This is a genomic window from Streptomyces sp. NPDC056883, assembly GCF_042788835.1.
GTDB classification, from domain to species: Bacteria; Actinomycetota; Actinomycetes; order Streptomycetales; family Streptomycetaceae; genus Streptomyces; species Streptomyces stoeckheimensis.
In genome coordinates, this window is sequence record NZ_JBHUBS010000002.1 from 602,944 (window position 1) to 617,858 (window position 14,915).

Genomic DNA, 14,915 nt, shown 5'->3' on the forward strand with positions numbered 1-14,915 from the left:
GGCGGCCGGGCCCGCGGGACCGGGTGCCGCGGGCCCGGCGGGATCCGACGGGCGGGATCCGACAGGCTGGATCCGACAGGGGACGGTCTAGCCCCGTGACCGTCTGCGGCGCAGGAAGATGCCGACCGCCGCCCCGGCCAGGGCCGTGGCCGCCACCCCCGCCGTGGTCCACCAGACGGCGGGACCCGTGCCGGATTCCGCCGGGGCCTCGGAGGCCGTCGCAGGTGTCGGCGTCGGGGCCGGGGTCGGGGTCTGCGCCTGCGTCCCGGTCGGCGCGGTCGGCGCGGACGACGGGTCGGCGGGGCGGGGACCCGGGGTGCCGGTGGCCGGGGCCGGGTCCACCACCGGTACGCCGACTTCGAGTGCGCCGTGCCCGAGGGCGGGGAAGCCCACGTCCACGCTGACCTTCCAGGCACCGGGCGGCAGGGTCTCGGCCGTGGTCCAGCCGGCCGGCGCCGCGGCGGGATCGCGGACCAGGCGCCAGGGCCCCAGCGTGCGGGCGCCGTCGGCGCTGACCGCGTTCACGGTGGCGGCGACCGCCTCTTCGACGGCGTCGCCGTCGTTCTCCCAGGTGACGTCGGCGGTGACGTGGCCATCCCGCTGCCCGGTGACCACCACCTTCACGGTGTCGCCGTGGGCGTGCGCCACGGCCGGGGACAGCAGGATCAGGCCGATGGCGGTCAGGAGGGCCTGGAAACCGATTCGTATGCGCATCGTGGCGTGCTCCGGAATGGGGTGGGTGGGGGTGAGGAGCCGGCGGACGGCCGCGCGGGGCGGCCGTCCGCCGGAGGGGACTTCAGGGGGCTTCAGCGGGCTCCGGGGGCCGGAAGGGTCAGCCGGCCTTCTGCACGGTCCAGGCCTGCGTCGCACGGCCGTCCGCGCGCTGGAGGTCGAGCAGCCAGTTCCCGTAGTAGGGGCGGCTGCTCACGGTCAGCGCGAAGCCGCCGCTCGGGTCGGTGACGCTCACCGCACCACCGCGGGCGGTCAGCTTCCAGTTCTGCGCACCGGTGCGGCCGCAGGGCTGCTGGGCGACCCACATGCCCGCGGCGGGAGTGCCGCCCGGCTGCAGGCACTTGCCGGAGACCGCGGAGCGGATGCGGACCAGCCCGCTGCCCGCGTCGTCGAAGTACCACTGCTGCTGCGCGTACCCGTTGGAGCGCGCCCCGACGAGCACGGTGCCGTCGGCACTGCGCCCGCCCCACACCTCGGCGGCCATGCCGGTGCTGCCGTTCCCGAGCAGGTACCGGGTTCCGGGGGTGGTCGCGCCGCCGCCCGTGGCCTTCGTACGGAAGGACGCGGCCTTGCCGGCTCCGCTGTCCCGGCCGGCGCCGTCGCGGACGGAGACGGCGACCGTGTAGGAGGTGTCGGGCCGGAGGTTGTAGACGCGCAGCACCGGGGACTGGACCCAGCCCAGGTGCTTGCCGTTCAGCAGGACCTGGTACCAGGCGGCTCCTTCGACCTTGGGCCAGCTCACGACGGCGGAGTCCGACTGGATCTGGCCGACCGTCACGGCCGGTCCGCCCGTGGGCTTCTTGGTCGGGGTGGGCGTCGGCTTCTTGGTCGGCGAGGGGCTCGGGGTCGGGTTCGGACCGGGGTCGGTGCCGCCACCCTTGTTCTTCATCAGGAACTGGTTGTCGGCGATGTTCCAGTGGGTGGCCAGGTAACTGCCGGCCTTGGGACTGGTGTGGAAGTAGTCGTCGTGGTTGCAGTCCAGGATGTTCTCGGAGGCCTGGTTGGTGCAGATGTTGCGCATCTGCGGGTAGTACGGGGTGTCCGAATAGCACATGACGTCGAACTCGTCGGTGCAGTGCGCGCCGCGGCTGGTGTTCGGGGCGCTGTTGTTGACCGCGCCGAGGTTGTGGCCGAGTTCGTGCGCCGCGGTGTGGCCGCCCCAGCAGCCGGAGTCCGTACGCCCGTACGAGGGACCGAAGTTGCTCTGGTTGGCCTGGCCGGGCCGCTCGTCGCCGTTGAAGGTGCCTATGCCGCAGTAGACCTGGGTGTCCGCGAAGATCATGTACTTGCGGTCGCGGCGGTCGAGCCCCTTGCCGGCGAGGGCGGCGTTGGTCGCGCTGAACTCCGCGAGCGCGGAGTCCGCGAGCTCGATGTTGAGCACGGTCGGGGTGCAGTCGGAGGCCGTCACGTAGCGGATGTGCCGGACGCCTCCGGTCTCCTGGGCACTGGCGGAGTAGATGAGGTCGGCGTCGGCCGCCCATTTGCGGAACGAGGCCACGTACGCGGAGTAGCGGTCACGGCCGGGGCCGTGGACGTAGACGACCTGGACGCGGTTGCCCGTGCTGCCGTCTCCGTCGCACTGGACGGTCTGGCCCGCGGGGCCGGCGGCGACGGCCTGGCCGGCGGCCGAGGGCGCGGGCGCGGCGGACTTGTCGGCCGCACGGTCGGCGTCGGCCGCGGGCGCGTCCTGAGGGCGCCCGCCGCCTTCGCCGGCCGCCGGGTCGTCGGCGGCGGGGCGGGCCGGGTCGGCCGCCGGAGCCGAGGCCTTGACGGCGGGCGGGATGTCCTTCCTTATGTCGACGCCCTTGGGCGGGGCGTCGGGACCGTGGGTACACAGGCCGGCGCCGGTCCGGTAGACGCCGGCGCACCGGTCGCCCTTCGGTGCGGGGGCGAGGCCGTCGTAGACCATGCCGCGCGCGCTCTCGTTGGCGGGCGCGGCCGCGAGGGGTTCGGGCTCTTGGTCCCGGGCGGGCGCGGCGGCCGGTGCGGCGGCCTCCGCACCGGCTTGTACGGACACGGCCTGGGCACCATCGCCCAGTCCGGAGTAGGCGATGCCGGCGGCGATCACCGCCGCCGAGGCCATGGCGGCGGTGAGGAGCATCAACCGCCGCGGCCTGCGCCGGTGTTCACGCCGTCTGCTTCGTCCTGTCATGGGCACCTCAAGTGAACGTCGGATGAGTGGGTGCGCGGAAGCCTGCCAGACGAATGCGGCGAAGAATTCGGGCAAAGAGGAAAGCGGTTCGAGAAATCGTTCCGTTACCTGTTCGCCAGATCTGATGAACACTCAAGAGGCTTGAAAACAAGGGGAGTTACGCGCGTCATGCGGTATTGGTCCAGGCCTTATCGGAGGCAGTCGTTATCCAATCGAGATAACAACTGGACTCTTATTGACGGGAATTCAGTCAAGGATTCACCTAATTACTACCTGTTGAATTCCCCCGGTCACGACCCGTGAGGAGGGCGACGCCGCCCAGCCGAGCCGGCCTGGATGGCTCCGTTCGCGAGAGAGTCGGGGCCGGACGCGCCCGCATCTTCCTCTCGGCTGCCTACGATGTGGGCATGCCATCGTCTGGGATCACTCCGGGAAGCCGCCAAGGGGTAAGAGGATCGACTGGCCTGGCGCTTGCGCGAGCGGATCGGATCATCCGAGCACTGTCATGGTGGTGGGCATCTGCGCCCCTGCTTCTGTTCACCCCGGCGATCGCGCATGCGATGGGGTTGCCGGACGTACGACGGGAGGTCGGCTGGACGTTCGGCCTGATGGCGCTGTTCACTGCCGCGCTCGCGCCGGCAGCGGGCTTGGTGGTGGCTCAGGTCTGGGACCGGCGAGAGGCGCGCGGACGATTCCTGATCATGGCCGCGGTGTCCAGTGTGCCGATTCTCTTCTTCTTGTTCTTCGGCGTGCTGTTCCCCGAGTGCCCGGACGGATACCACTGCTAGAGGGTGCCCCTCAACCGCTTGTCAGGGTGCGGATGCGGTCCGCAAGGGTCGGCCATGGGGCCTTCCGCTGGAGGACCGGGCGCTACTGGTCGCGGCTTACTGGCGCACGAACTTGACGATGCGCCAACTCGTCCCGCTCTTCGGGGTGTCCACGTCGGCAGCGGACCGCATCATCGGGACCACCTCGGGCCGATGCTCGCCCTGCAGCCCCGCAAGCGGTTCGCCAAGGACGCCGTGCTCATCGTCGTGATCGGCCGGCCCGGTCGCCGACGGCGGCTATCCCGGCACGGGACTCGTCGCGCCGCGGTCGACCAGCTCTCCTCGTGTGGCTATCACGTGCCAAATGTCGTGATAGCCCTGAAGGCGCCCGGGGATGGGTGGCAGGAGATCGCAGGCTCCGAGGGTTTCGGGCAGATACGCGGTCGTCTGCCAGCCCAAGCCGCCCAGCCAGCCTGCGGGGTCGCCGATTCCGGTGAGGTAGGGCGAATGGCGGTGGGCGAGGAACCGGCGATAGGCGCGCGAGTGACCGGCGTACAGGAAGTCGACATGCGGTACGTCCAGGGTCAGCGCCGAGCCCGGGGCGGACAGCCGGCTGATCTCGGTGACCAGTGCATCGCTGTCGTGCGGGGCCAGGTAGTACAGCAGTCCTTCGAGGAGCCAGACCGTCGCCTGCTCCTCCTGCCATCCAGCCGTCCGCAGCGCGGCCGGCCAGTTCGCCTCGCACAGGTCGGCTTCGACCGGCGTGCGCGCCACACGGGCCGGGATATCGCCGAGGAGTTCGTCGCGCAGGGCAATCTGTCCGGGCAGATCGACTTCGTAGTAGCGCAGCCTCCCGTCCTCGGGGTAGGAGAGGCGAAACGGGCGCGTATCCGAGCCGGCTCCCAGGCTCACCACCTGGCGCGCCCCCGCGGCTACCGCCCGCTGGACCACCTCATCACCCAGCCGGGCCCTGACCGCCACGGAACCGTGGGGAGCACCCGCATGCGAGGAGATCTCCTCCAGATCGGCTCCGGCGCACAGGAGGGCAGCCAAGGGGTCGTCCACGTACCGGTCGGCGAATCGGTGCTCGGCCGCGCGGAGTGCGGCCGCCCAATTGCTCGTGCTCTTCACCCGCTGCGATTCCACCAGTTCCATGCCGCCAGGCATTCCCGGGCCGCGAGCGATGATCACGGCATCAGGCGCGGCACGTCGTGAACGTGTTGAAAGCACGCCTCCGGCACGCATCCACGACGCGGACCGGAGTCGCGGTCGGTGCAGGGACTTCCAGAACGCGTAGCGCTGATCCTCGGCGTGAGCGGCCCGTAGGCGTCGACTTCGAAGAGGCACGGGAGCTCGAAGGTGTGCGCGGCCCCTGCGTCGAAGCCCGGCTTCTGGTACTGCGCGTCCGAGTACCAGGGGGGCCTCGCCGTCCGCGAACTCGTAGCTGTACGTGGGCGTGTGGCGGGCCGGCGCCCGGCCGGTGTCGAGGGATGGGCGGGCCCAGTGGCCGTCGGTCAGGGCCGCCGCCAGGGCGAGGGGCGGCGAGTGGCCGTACGCGGCGAGGGGGTAGTGGGCGGCGACCGCGGGGGCCTGTTCCTCGAAGACGCGCTTCAGGTGGTGGTCGTAGTCGGCCTGGTCGATCTGAGCGGCCGGGTCCCGGGTCGCTGCCGCGATGCGTGGGGGAGGGGCGCCTCCACTCGGAACGGACAGTTCCGGAGTGGTCCATACCAAACTCTTGACAGGGTTTTCGTTCACTACTTAAATCACTTTGTGATGAAAGGGCCCACCGGGCTCTGTCCTCACCCTCATCCCTGTCGGTGCAGCAACCACGCGGACCCCCACATCCGGCGTTGTCATATGCATGCCACAGGGCGATATGTCCATCATGCTCCCTGGAAGGGAGAGCCATGCACCCCCCACACTTACCCCGACGCCTCCTGCTGTCTCTCGTCTCGGTCCTCACTCTCGCGTCGCTGTCCACCGGGCTGGCGCAGGGTGCGCCCCCGCCGGAGGCGCGGCCACCCGCAGCGGCGGTCGCAGCGGCCGCCGCCGTCACCTTCTCCGACGAGTTCGACGGACCGGCGGGCTCCGCCGTGGACGGCGCGAAGTGGCAGATCGAGACCGGCGACAACGTCAACAACCACGAGCGGCAGTACTACACGGCGGGCAACCGCAACGCCGCCCTCGATGGCCAGGGCCACCTGGCCATCACCGCCCGCCGCGAGAACCCGGCCAACTATCAGTGCTGGTACGGGCGGTGTGAGTACACCTCCGCACGGCTGAACACGGCCGGCAAGTTCACCACGACGTACGGCCGTGTCGAGGCCCGGATGAAGATCCCGCGCGGACAGGGCATGTGGCCCGCGTTCTGGATGCTGGGCAGCGACATCGGCCAGGTCGGCTGGCCCGACTCGGGTGAGATCGACGTCATGGAGAACGTGGGCTTCGAGCCGTCCACCGTCCACGGCACCCTGCACGGTCCCGGGTACTCCGGATCCGGCGGAATCGGCGCCGGGTACGCCCTGCCCGGTGGTCAGGCGTTCGCCGACGCCTTCCACACCTTCGCCGTCGACTGGAGCCCCAACGCGATCACCTGGTCCGTCGACGGCACGGTCTACCAGCGCCGCACCCCCGCCGATCTCGGCGGAAAGCAATGGGTCTTCAACAAGCCCTTCTTCCTCATTCTCAACCTCGCGGTCGGAGGCTATTGGCCCGGAGACCCCAACGGCAGCACGGTCTTCCCCCAGCAGCTCCTGGTCGACTGGGTACGGGTCAGCACCGACAGCGGTCAGCCGGGCGGCGGAGGTCCCCTCACCGGAACCGGCGGCAAGTGCGTGGACGTCGCGGGTGCGGCCACCGCCAGCGGCACCCCCGTACAGCTCTACGACTGCAACGGCACCGCCGCCCAGCGCTGGAGCGTGGGAACCGACGGCACCATCCGCGCGCTCGGCAAGTGCCTGGACGTGGCCTCGGGAGGTACGGCCGACGGTACGCCGGTCCAGTTGTGGGAGTGCAACGGATCCGCCGCCCAGCGGTGGGCCGTCCCCGCCGCGCAGGACATCGTCAATCCGCAGGCCAACAAGTGCCTGGACGCCTCGGGCGGCAGCTCGGCCAACGGCACCCGCTTGCAGATATGGACCTGCACCGGCGCCGCCAACCAGAAGTGGACGGTGACCCGATGACCCCGAGCCTCCTGCGCAGGCCCACCGTGCGCGGTGTCCTGGGCACTGCGGCGGCAGCCGCCCTCGTCGCCGGCCTGAGCGGCCATCCCGCGATCGGCGCGGCCGCGGCGACCGGCCGGATCACCGGCCTCGGCGGCACGTGCGTCGACGTCGCCGGGGCGAGCAGCGCCAACGGCACCGCCGTACAGCTCTACGACTGCAACGGAACCACCGCACAGCAGTGGAACGTCGTCGGCGACGGCACCATCCGCGCGCTCGGCAAGTGCCTGGACGTGGCCTCGGGCGGCACCGCCGACGGAACCCGGATCCAGCTGTGGGACTGCAACGGCAGCGCCGCCCAGCAGTGGTCGGTCACCGCGGCCCGCGACATCGTCAACCCGCAGGCGAACAAGTGCCTGGACGCGACGGGCAACAGCTCGGCCAACGGCACCCGGCTGCAGATTTGGAGCTGCACCGGGGCCGCCAACCAGAAGTGGACGGCCCCGGGAGGGGGAGGCACTCCGGCACCCGGACCGGGGGCCATGGCCGTGGCGCCGTACCTGTACAACGGCTGGGGGAGCCCGCCGAGCCCCACCACCGTGACGAACGCGACCGGCGTCACGTGGTTCACGCTCGCCTTCGTCCTCAGCAACGGCTACTGCAACCCGCAGTGGGACGGCAGCCGGCCGCTGACCGGAGGCGTCGATCAGCAGACGGTCAACACCGTGCGGGCGAACGGCGGCGACGTCATCCCTTCCTTCGGCGGCTGGAGCGGCAACAAGCTGGAAAGCTCCTGCGGCAGCGCGGGCGAGCTCGCCGCGGCGTACCAGAAGGTCATCAACGCGTACGGGCTGAAGGCCATCGACATCGACATCGAGGCCGCGGCGTACGACAGCCCGACCGTCCAGCAGCGCACGGTCGACGCGCTGAAGACCGTCAAGGCCAACAACCCCGGCATCAAGCTGTACGTCACCTTCGGCACCGGGCAGAACGGCCCCGACAGCAGCCTGATCGGCAAGGCCGCCGCGTCCGGGCTGACCGTGGACAGCTGGACGATCATGCCGTTCAACTTCGGCGGAGCCGGCCAGAACATGGGCCAGCTCACCGTCCGTGCGGCCGAGGGCCTCAAGAACGCGGTCAAGAACGCCTACGGGTACTCGGACGACGTCGCCTACCGCCACACCGGCATCTCCTCGATGAACGGCATCACCGACAACGGCGAGACGGTGACCGTCGACGACTTCCGCACCATCCTCGGCTACGCCCAACAGCGTCACCTCGCGCGGCTGACCTTCTGGTCGGTCAATCGCGACCGGCCCTGCACCGGCGGTGGAGCCGACACCTGCTCGGGCGTCGCCCAGCAGCCGTGGGACTTCACCCGTGTCCTCGCCCAGTACAAGGGCTGACCCCTCCCGTCCACCCACCCCTACCCCCACCCCCCACTCACGCCGTACAGCCGGCACAGGAGAGAACGTGCTCAGCTCCCCCCACACGCCCGGAGCGGTTCGCCACGGCGGACGCCGGGCCCGCGTCACACGGCCCTGGGTCGCGGCCCTGGTGGTCGCCGCCTCGGCCGCTTCGGTCCTCACCGCCCTTCATCCCAGCCAGGCCGCCACCCCACTGGCCGCCACCCCACTGCCAGCCAACCCGAACGCTTCCGCGAAGGCGGCCGCCGAGCTGCCGACGGGCTGGTCCACCGTCGTCAACGCCGGCAGCGGCAAGTGCCTGGACGCGCGGTCGGCCGCGACCGTGAACGGCACGGCGGTCCAGCAGTACTCCTGCAACAGCAGCACCGCGCAGCAATGGAGCTTCACACCGACCAGCGACGGCTTCGTGCGGATCGGCAACCGCAATGCGAGCACCCAGGTCGTCGACGTCAGCGACACCTCCGCGGCCGACAACGCCGCCTTGCACCTCTGGGCGTACGGCGGCGGCAACAACCAGCAGTGGCAGGCCGTCGACGAGGGCGGCGGCGCGTTCCACTTCGTCAGCCGCCACAGCGGCAAATGCCTGGACGTCCCGGCCGCCTCGACGGCCGACAGCGTCCAACTGGTGCAGTACACCTGCAACGGCACCGCGGCCCAACGCTTCCAGGTGGCGCCCGTGAACACCGCACCCGGGGACGTCGACCTCGGCCCGAACGTGGTCGTCTTCGACCCGTCCATGCCGTCGTCCACCATCCAGAGCCGGCTGAACTCCATCTTCCAGCAGCAGGAGACCAACCAGTTCGGCTCCCAGCGCTACGCCGTGATGTTCAAGCCGGGTACGTACGGCAACGACGTCAACGTCGGCTTCTACACCCAGGTCCTCGGCCTCGGCCAGTCGCCCGACGCGGTGACGATCAACGGCGCCGTGCACGTGGAGGCGGACTGGTTCCCGCCGCAGAACGCCACCCAGAACTTCTGGCGCGGCGCGGAGAACCTGTCGGTGAACCCGACCGGCGGCACCGACCGGTGGGCGGTCTCGCAGGCGTCCGGGTACCGGCGCATGCACGTCCGCGGCAACCTCGAGCTGAGCGACGGAGGCTGGGCCAGCGGCGGATTCATGGCCGACAGCAAGATCGACGGACAGGTCCGGTCCGGCACCCAGCAGCAGTGGCTGACCCGCAACTCCCAGCTCGGCAGCTGGACCGGTTCCAACTGGAACATGGTGTTCGTCGGCAGTCAGGGCGTGCCGGGCAACACCTTCCCCAATCCGCCGTACACCACGGTGAACCAGACGCCGACGGTCCGCGAGAAGCCCTTCCTGTACGTGGACGGCGCGGGCGCGTACAAGGTGTTCGTACCCTCCCTGCGCACCGACTCCACGGCGACCAGCTGGGCGAACGGGACCGCGGCGGGCAGCTCGCTCGGCATCGACCAGTTCTACGTCGTCAAGGCCGGAGCAACCGCCGCACAGATCAACGCCGCACTGGCCGAGGGCAAGAACCTGCTGGTCACCCCCGGTGTCTACCACCTCGCCCAGACCTTGAAGGTGACCCGCCCCGACACCGTCGTCCTCGGTCTGGGCCTCGCCACCTTCATTCCTGACAACGGTGTCACGGCCATGACGGTCGCCGATGTCGACGGCGTGAAGGTCGCAGGTGTCCTCTTCGACGCCGGAACCACCAACTCGCAGACCCTGATGGAGGTCGGCCCGGCCGGCGCCGCCGCGAACCACGCGGCGAACCCCACCTCCCTGCACGACGTCTACTTCCGGGTCGGCGGCGCCGCCGTCGGCAAGGCGACGACGAGCCTGGTGGTCAACAGCGATCACGTCATCGGCGACCACATGTGGATCTGGCGCGGCGACCACGGCAGCGGCATCGGCTGGACCAGCAACACGGCGGACACGGGGCTCGTCGTCAACGGCGACGGCGTCACCATGTACGGCCTGTTCGTCGAGCACTACCAGAAGCACCAGACCATCTGGAACGGCAACGGCGGGCGGACGTACTTCTACCAGAACGAGATGCCGTACGACCCGCCGAACCAGGCCGCCTGGATGAACGGCTCCACCCAGGGCTACGCGGCGTACAAGGTCGCGAACTCGGTCACCAGCCACCAGGCCTACGGGCTCGGCAGCTACTGCTACTTCAACGTCAACCCGAGCGTGACCGCCGAGCGCGCCTTCGAGGCCCCCAACAACCCGAACGTGCGCTTCCAGAACATGGTCACCGTCTCGCTCGGCGGCACCGGGACCATCCGGCACGTCATCAACGATCGGGGCGGACCCTCCAACGCGTCCACCAACGTGGCCAACCTGGTGAGCCACCCGTGAGGCGGCTCGCAGCACGGCTGCTGATCCTGCTGGCCCTGGCGCTGGGGCTGACCGCCCCGGCCCACGCCGGACTCGAGGCCTCCGCCGCACCCCAGGCCCCGGCCTTCAAGGTGATCGCCTTCTACAACGGCACCTGGGACGCCGCACACATCGACTTCGTCAAGGAAGCCAACGAGTGGTTCCCGCGGACCGCCGCGCAGAACAACTTCACCTACACGCCGACCACGAACTGGGAGCTGCTGGCGAACGGAGGGGTGAACGACTACCAGGTCGTCCTGTTCCTGGACGACGCACCCAAGACGGGCGCCCAGCGGGCCGGCTTCGAGCGGTACGTGCGGGCCGGCGGCGGCTGGATGGGCTTCCACTCCTCGGCGTTCACCACCAACGCCGGATCGTGGCCCTGGTACTACAACGGGTTCCTCGGCAGCGGGAACTTCAGGACCAACACCTGGGGGCCGACCACGGCGGTGCTGCGCACGGAGGACCGGACGCACCCCTCGACCACCGGGCTGCCCGCGACGTTCACCTCGGCGGTCAGCGAGTGGTACGGCTGGTCGAACGACCTGCGCGCCAACGCGGACATCAAGGTCCTGGCATCGGTCGACCCGACGAGCTTCCCCCTGGGCACGGACCCGAACCAGTCCTGGTACAGCGGCTACTACCCGATCCTCTGGACCAACACCCAGTACAAGATGCTGTACGCCAACTTCGGGCACAACGCCATGGACTACGGCTCCAACACCCGGCTCTCCTCGACCTTCGCGAGCCCCACGCAGAACCGCTTCCTGATCGACGGGCTCAAATGGCTCGGGGGAGCGGCCGGCAATCCTGCGCCGACCGACCCGATCTCGGAGACCGCGTGGTATTCGCTGGCCGACAGCGCGAACGGCGCCTGCGTGGACGCGCGAGCGGCAGCCACGGCCAACGGCACGGCGATCCAGCAGTACGCCTGCAACGGGACCACGGCCCAGCAGTTCCAGTTCCGTCCCACCGACGGCGGGTACGCCCGGATCGCGGTCCGGGGCAATCCGCAGCAGGTCGTCGACGTCACCGGGGTTTCCACCGCCGACAACGCACCGCTGCAGCTGTGGTCCTACGGCGGTGGCGGCAACCAGCAGTGGCTGCCGGTCCGGGAAGCCCCGGGCCGCTACCACTTCACCGCGCGGCACAGCGGCAAGTGCCTGAGCACCACGGGTAGTGCGGCGAACGGCGTGCAACTGGTGCAGCGCGCCTGCGACAACTCGGCCGGCCAGAGCTTCGGCCTGACCGCTCACCCCTGAGTTCGGAAGAACGGCCCGTACCGTCCGGGGTGCCCCCGGACGGTACGGGCTTCGTCTTCACCTGGTTGCCTTCAGCGCGTTCATCTCCTTGGCGAGTGCCGCCACCTTGGCGCTCAGTTCCCCGATGTGCTTGTTCAGGGCTGCCAAGCCGTCCTGCCGGCCGAAGCCGCCGTTCCCGTTGACCGCGCGGCTCCGTGCGCGGGCGGCCCCGGTCGGGGCGCCCTGGACGGAGACTTCCACTTCCTGCCAGGCCGCCAGCACGGCCGACTGTTCGGCGCTGCCGACGCCGAACAGTTCGCCGGCCTTCTGGAAGGTGGTGTGGGCGAACTCGTGGAACTGGGCCTCGGGTCCGGACACTTTGAGCGCTTCGAACCAGATGGGCCCGGCGGCCTCCCACGCGAATCCGCCGATGCCCACGGACGTCAGGTAGAACGCCTTGTTCGGAATGCCGGAGTTGAGGTGCACCCCGCCGTTGTCCCCCTCATCGGTGTCGGGGAGGTGGATGAATTTGCTCATGCGGTCGGGCTGGGGGTCCTTTCCGAACAGTGGATTGTTGTACGCGTGCCCCGGGGCCTTCATCGAGCGCAGGGCGTCGGCATCGATTCCGGGGGTCCACACGTCGGCGCCGATCAGCCAGTCCGCCTCCTCGGCCGCCTGCTTCAGCGACCACTGCTTGACCAGAGATCCGAAGACGTCCGAAACCGACTCGTTGAGGGCGCCGGACTGGTTGTGGTACTCGAATCCGGCGGTGTGCTCGGTGACTCCGTGCGTCAGCTCGTGGGCGATCACGTCGAGGGATCCGGTGAGGTCGCCGAGCACCCTTCCGTCCCCGTCGCCGAAGACCATCTGGCGTCCGTCCCAGAACGCGTTGTTGAACTTCACACCGAAGTGAACGAACCCGTCCAGGCGCATTCCCCGGCCGTCGATCGAATCACGCTGGAACACCTCCTTGAAGAAATCGCGCGTCAGGCCGAGTCCGTCGAACGCCCGGTTGGTGGACTCGTCCACGGACTCCGGTCCGTCTTCCGACCTGGCCATGACGGCGGATTGGAGGAAGTTCCTCTCCTCGCAGTCGAAGACCGTGCGCCGGCCGTTGCCGGGGGCGGCTGCCCCGAAGGACGCCCGGACCTCTCGCTGGCCCCGCAGACGAGCGGTGGTCAGCATGGTGTCGAGGGCGGCCTGGCGCACCTCACTCTGTTCGCTCTCCAGGAGCCTTCTGAGGAGGTACGGGGGGATGATGCAGTTGAGTCGCGGGGTCCTGCTCATAGGACACCTCATGAAGGGGAGGGACGACGTCGACCCCTACTACTCGCTGGCGCGGGCCTTCTCCAGCAGCTCCAGGTAGGGCGTCTCGGCCGTGGTGCCACGTACGGGCGAAAGCCCGTACCGGTTGATGTTCTTTTCGTTCGCGTAGGGATTCACGGGATCGAACTCTATTCGATCATTCGGCGGCGAGACGTCCACGACGACGCGTGGCCATTCGCCGTTGTCCACCCTGAAGACCGTTATCTGCTGACGGCCTCGGGTCACGTTCAGGATTTCACTGCTGTTCGAGATCGGGGACCGATACCGGTACTGCGTGTCGGCGGGATATCCTTGCTCCTTCTTGGCCTCTGCTGCGAGCTGCTTGCCTCCGATCCCGGACCGCTCGTAGGTGGTGGGCATCTTCATTCTGTCTTTTCTGATCACGTACACTTCGGTCTGGGCCCTGATGGCCTCGTACTTGAGCTGCTCCGGATCCTTGATCTCGATGACCACGTCCTGTGCGACTTCCTCCCCCGGATTCAGTACGCTGCCTACCGGCGTGACGAAGGCACCGTCGTAGATCAAGGTGAATGCGCCGGGCTTCGCGTCGGCGCTGTTGTTCGCGGGCCCTCCATGGACCCAGTACTTGCTGTCGAGGATGTAGACGGGAACCTGGCCTGCGTTCTTCACGTGCAGATGGACCGTCACGTGCAGCTGCTTCGATCCTTTTTGCAGACTCGACTCCTTGAACTCCGCCCCGCTCTCTATCAGCGGGGTTCTCACATAGGGAAGATAGATCTGCGAGTAGGCCAGGTTGGCGCCGGCGATGAGGGTCGAGATGATGGCCCCGATCGCGATCGTCTTGGGATTGCGCAGACCCTTCCAGGCCCGCAGCCTGATGAGTCCGACCAGCGCCACCGACGACCAGATGCAGAGGGCGATCCCGATCACGGTGTAACCGGTGAAACGCTCGCCGATCTGCAGCAGGAGGAGGCAGATTCCACAGAGGAGGGCGATGATGACTCCGGCCAGAACCACCACGCCCGAGTAGCGCCATCGCCGCTTGCCCCAGTAGTCGAACGCCGCCGCGGCGGCAGCCAGCTCGATCAGCGCGGCGATGAGGACGGTGACTCCTGCGAGCCGTCCGCCGTAGGTCAGGGCATCGCCGCTGTCCGACATTCCGATCCGGAAGAGCGGACATGCCGTCGCGAGGAAGCCGAAGACCATGAGCAGGCCGATGGTCAGGCGCCGGACGGGCCGGTCCGGCCAGACACTGCAGTCCCCGCCGAGCCACTGGATGTCGTGGTGCCCGTCCGCCGTCACACCGGCACGGTCCAGGATCTTCCGGAGATCCCTGGCAGACCGGGCATCCCCCACGTGGGCGCCGTCGATCAGGACCTTCCGCAAGCCGAGGTCGTTGGGCGGTCCCACGGAAACCTCGGGTGTGTTCGCCATGACATCAGCCTCCTCTCAGTCAGAGGAACGTGGCCCCCCGGAGCATGCCCGCGGAGCACCGCCGCGCCAGGGTGCGGTCGAGGCTGCGCAGGGCGAAGCTGGAGTTGACGTGTAGGTGTCGCTCATCCACAGAGGAGCTCCCATGCGTAGGCGCATTCTCGGATTCACCGCCGCACTCGTACTGGCCGTTCTCGGCACCGCGGTCCCCGCAACATCGGCTGTCGCACCGACGGTCACCGGAGCGGAGTGCATCGCCGACCAGGTGGGCACGGTGGAGTACGACTCCGGCACCGGCCTGTACACCTGCATAGGCGGCGCGCACGACGGCGAACCGATCACCACGAGTTGAACGCGGCCCCGGGCA

Annotated in this window: 11 protein-coding genes and 1 pseudogene; 7 read left to right on the forward strand and 5 right to left on the reverse strand. The window is 69.2% G+C overall.

Annotation, left to right across the window (positions count from 1 at the left end):
• Positions 1–87 precede the first annotated feature (87 nt).
• Complete coding sequence (locus ACFRU2_RS08005; protein ID WP_382969070.1) at positions 88–714, reverse strand: hypothetical protein; 627 nt, start codon at positions 712–714, stop codon at positions 88–90.
• A gap of 118 nt (positions 715–832) precedes the next feature.
• Positions 833–2,833, reverse strand: coding sequence for an RICIN domain-containing protein (locus ACFRU2_RS08010; protein WP_382969072.1), 2,001 nt, complete (start codon positions 2,831–2,833; stop codon positions 833–835).
• A 659-nt stretch (positions 2,834–3,492) separates the two neighbouring features.
• Here ACFRU2_RS08010 and ACFRU2_RS08015 point away from each other — a divergent pair.
• Positions 3,493–3,672, forward strand: coding sequence for a hypothetical protein (locus ACFRU2_RS08015; RefSeq protein WP_382969074.1), 180 nt, complete (start codon positions 3,493–3,495; stop codon positions 3,670–3,672).
• A gap of 22 nt (positions 3,673–3,694) precedes the next feature.
• A pseudogene (locus ACFRU2_RS08020) lies at positions 3,695–3,918 on the forward strand (transposase family protein); the annotation flags it as partial.
• A gap of 30 nt (positions 3,919–3,948) precedes the next feature.
• On the opposite strand, the gene ACFRU2_RS08025 reads toward ACFRU2_RS08020, so the two are convergent.
• Entirely contained in the window at positions 3,949–4,806 is an 858-nt protein-coding gene (locus ACFRU2_RS08025; RefSeq protein ID WP_382969077.1) for a class I SAM-dependent methyltransferase, read from the reverse strand.
• 752 nt (positions 4,807–5,558) lie between these two features.
• On the opposite strand from ACFRU2_RS08025, the gene ACFRU2_RS08030 reads away from it, so the two are divergent.
• From ACFRU2_RS08030 to ACFRU2_RS08045, 4 genes are all read left to right on the forward strand, one after another.
• Positions 5,559–6,833, forward strand: coding sequence for a lectin (locus tag ACFRU2_RS08030; RefSeq protein WP_382969080.1), 1,275 nt, complete (start codon positions 5,559–5,561; stop codon positions 6,831–6,833).
• Positions 6,830–8,218 carry a ricin-type beta-trefoil lectin domain protein gene (locus ACFRU2_RS08035; protein WP_382969082.1) on the forward strand — a complete coding sequence of 463 codons (1,389 nt, stop codon included), beginning with the start codon at positions 6,830–6,832 and terminating at the stop codon, positions 8,216–8,218. The genes ACFRU2_RS08030 and ACFRU2_RS08035 overlap by 4 nt, the downstream gene beginning before the upstream one ends.
• 148 nt (positions 8,219–8,366) lie before the next feature.
• A complete protein-coding gene (locus ACFRU2_RS08040) occupies positions 8,367–10,571 on the forward strand; it encodes an RICIN domain-containing protein (protein ID WP_382969622.1) in 2,205 nt (734 codons plus the stop codon).
• Positions 10,568–11,851, forward strand: coding sequence for a ThuA domain-containing protein (locus ACFRU2_RS08045; protein ID WP_382969085.1), 1,284 nt, complete (start codon positions 10,568–10,570; stop codon positions 11,849–11,851). Before ACFRU2_RS08040 ends, ACFRU2_RS08045 begins: the two co-directional genes overlap by 4 nt.
• A 57-nt stretch (positions 11,852–11,908) precedes the next feature.
• Here the strand turns inward: ACFRU2_RS08045 and ACFRU2_RS08050 are convergent, their stop codons facing one another.
• Positions 11,909–13,117, reverse strand: a complete 1,209-nt coding sequence (locus ACFRU2_RS08050) for a M4 family metallopeptidase (protein ID WP_382969088.1) — start codon at positions 13,115–13,117, stop codon at positions 11,909–11,911.
• Positions 13,118–13,156: 39 nt separating this feature from the next.
• Positions 13,157–14,551: a hypothetical protein gene (locus ACFRU2_RS08055; protein ID WP_382969091.1), complete on the reverse strand. Its 1,395-nt coding sequence runs from the start codon at positions 14,549–14,551 to the stop codon at positions 13,157–13,159.
• A 142-nt stretch (positions 14,552–14,693) separates the two neighbouring features.
• Between ACFRU2_RS08055 and ACFRU2_RS08060 the strand changes: the two genes are divergently transcribed.
• The gene (locus ACFRU2_RS08060; protein ID WP_382969093.1) at positions 14,694–14,900 is read left to right on the forward strand and encodes a hypothetical protein; all 207 of its coding nucleotides are present in this window, start codon (positions 14,694–14,696) and stop codon (positions 14,898–14,900) included.
• Positions 14,901–14,915 lie beyond the last annotated feature (15 nt).